The organism is Mycobacterium sp. (assembly GCF_050701675.1).
In the GTDB taxonomy this organism is placed as follows: domain Bacteria; phylum Actinomycetota; class Actinomycetes; order Mycobacteriales; family Mycobacteriaceae; genus Mycobacterium.
On the sequence record NZ_JBOGDD010000929.1, the window covers coordinates 1 to 2,269 of the forward strand.

The 2,269-nt window shown below is 65.4% G+C and carries 4 protein-coding genes and 1 pseudogene; 4 read left to right on the top strand and 1 reads right to left on the bottom strand.

From position 1 onward, the window contains the following. A pseudogene (locus ACRDUX_RS28230) lies at window positions 1–136 on the top strand (LppA family lipoprotein); the annotation flags it as partial. Between the two features lie 26 nt (window positions 137–162). After that, entirely contained in the window at window positions 163–303 is a 141-nt protein-coding gene (locus tag ACRDUX_RS28235; protein ID WP_526418713.1) for a hypothetical protein, read from the top strand. Window positions 304–414: 111 nt separating this feature from the next. Here ACRDUX_RS28235 and ACRDUX_RS28240 read toward each other — a convergent pair whose 3' ends face one another. After that, window positions 415–1,311 carry a CHRD domain-containing protein gene (locus ACRDUX_RS28240; protein ID WP_526418715.1) on the bottom strand — a complete coding sequence of 299 codons (897 nt, stop codon included), beginning with the start codon at window positions 1,309–1,311 and terminating at the stop codon, window positions 415–417. A 511-nt stretch (window positions 1,312–1,822) separates the two neighbouring features. On the opposite strand from ACRDUX_RS28240, the gene ACRDUX_RS28245 reads away from it, so the two are divergent. Together ACRDUX_RS28245 and ACRDUX_RS28250 are read left to right on the top strand one after the other, a co-directional pair. Continuing rightward, window positions 1,823–2,008, top strand: a complete 186-nt coding sequence (locus ACRDUX_RS28245; RefSeq protein WP_526418717.1) for a hypothetical protein — start codon at window positions 1,823–1,825, stop codon at window positions 2,006–2,008. Window positions 2,009–2,038: 30 nt separating this feature from the next. Beyond that, a partial coding sequence (locus ACRDUX_RS28250) for an SDR family NAD(P)-dependent oxidoreductase (protein ID WP_526418719.1) occupies window positions 2,039–2,269 on the top strand: 231 nt, incomplete at its 3' end.

The following is a 2,269-nucleotide window of genomic DNA, read 5'->3' on the forward strand; positions in this document are numbered from 1 at the left end:
CGGCTACTCCACCGGATGCCGACTGCCCGCTTCCTGGCGCACCGGCCCGCCCCCGAGCGATCTGCGTCCCAACAACGACCCCAACGTCCATTACCCATACCTTTTCGGCACCGGCGGCGGACGACAGAAGTCCTAGCGAGACTCCAGTCCTTCCGGGGCGAGATGGCTGATGAGCTGCGCCAGTACGTCGACACGCGGCTCGCCCAGCTACGGGCCGAGCACAAGCTCACCACCGGAGTCGAGCCGCTGCGGTGTCTGTACGGCGACCAGGGACTTGAAGTAGGTCGACCGGAACCGACCTAGCATGTTGAGATTCGACTTCGCCTGTGCGACACAGTAATCCGGGATCAACTTGGGTCGACCGAGAATGGCAGGCTGCAAATCCGTTGGTTGCGGGTGGGCAGGTGTTGAACGCTACTTGCCGACGTTGCCGCAGATAATCGGCTGGAAGTAGAGCGTGGGCTGCCCATTCTGTTCGATCTGGCTGGATGACCCGAGGTGGACGTTGAGGTACCAGCCTGACGCCGGTGGAGCCTGTTCGACATTCTGGACGACTGTGGTCGTGTCGGCGGTACCGGCGGGCGAGGCCATCAGATCGTTGAGGGGGTACTGGACCGCGCCCTGAGCGTCGCAGGAGCCGAGGTGGATGTGTTCGGCGTGCTCGCTTCCGGGGACGAGGTCGCTCGCGGTGGTGGCGACTGTCAGCGTCTTCTTCGACGGATCGTAGGTGAACGTCGCCGAACCATGGGGGGCCTGGCCGGGCTGTGGCAGCGGCGCCATGGTCAGCGTCGTCGATGCGGAAGCGGTGATGTCCGCACAGGAGATGGGCGTGTACCCGAGGGACCCTTGGGCGCCCAGTTGCGCGGCCGGAGCCAGATGGATGTTGAGTAAAGTGCCGGCGGCCAGGCCGGCGGCGGCCGGCCGCGAGCTGGTGACGGTGGTATCGATCGCCCCACTGTCGTTGGCAATCACGTCGGGGAACGGGACCAGGACAGCTCCTTGTTCTGCGCAGCTGCCCTGGTGGATGTGCATCGCGTGACTGCTTCCGGGGGTGAAGCCGGCCATCTGCAGTTTGGCGCTGACGTTCTTGGTTTGGGGGTCCCAGCTCAGTGTGACCGTGCCCGACGGTTGATTGCCGAGGGATACGGCGACCGGGGAAGCCGTCACCGCGGTAGTTGGGGACGGGGTGGTCGACGGCTGTGTCGAATTCGATTGCGTCGAACTCGAGCCGCATGCCCCCACCGATGCGGCCACCAGGGCAGCTGCCGTCATCAACCGGATGGACATCGATGTGCGTGTGGCGGTGCTCAAGGTTGCGCTCCCTCGTCCTGGCTGGCGCCTTGGCGCTGACGACGGGGCCGATGGGGGGCTCGCCGACGGTATGCGGCTCCCGCATTCGGGTCGCCGATCCACGGGTTGCGGTACGTCGAGGGTGAAGCAATACCAGCTGAGAATCGTTGATCCTGCTTTCAGCTATACCACCGTGCAAACCGATGGACCAGGGTCTTGGCACGAGAATGTGCGACGAGTTCGCAGTGGCGTGAGGTCGACGGTGAAGTATCGCAGCCACATGACACGTGAGAACTGCGCCGACAAGTGCGGCCAACCCCAACCGGCGGATGGCCCGAGCACCCCCGTCGACCTGGCTCCGTGACCCGTCTCCCCGTGGCCAGCGCGTTAAACGGGGGTGATCAGGCGCCGTGGCGCGTCATCATTGTGGTGGAGCCACCAATCCGATGCTCACACCGCGCGACCGAGAGAGCATGCCGACCCCGACGACTCGTCGCCGACCCGAACCACTAGGGCAAGGAAGCGTGAGCAGATGACTACCTCGGAAGCATTCCGTCACAACAGAATCCCGCTGGCGGAGGGTTCCGGCGCGATCGCGTCGAGGCCGCATTCGATGGGAGCCGCCATGCAGGAGATCAGAGATGCCATCACCACGAACGTCAGATTCAACTCCGTCGTGCAGACCGGAGTCCCCGGATTCATTCCCAGAGCCCAGTGAGGTGACGTCGATGACGAGGAGGCACGTCGGATGACCCGCGTCGCAGTGATCACTGGAGCCAGCCGCGGCATCGGTGCGGCGACCGCGACGGTGCTTGCGGAGGGCGGGTTCCGGGTGGTCGTCAACTACCGCTCCAGTGCCGCGGAGGCCGACGAGGTGGTCCAGGCCATCACCGCCGCCGGCGGCCAGGCCGTGGCGATTCGCGCCGACGTCACCGACCCCGGCGACGTGGTGGCGATGGTCGACGAGACCGAACGACGG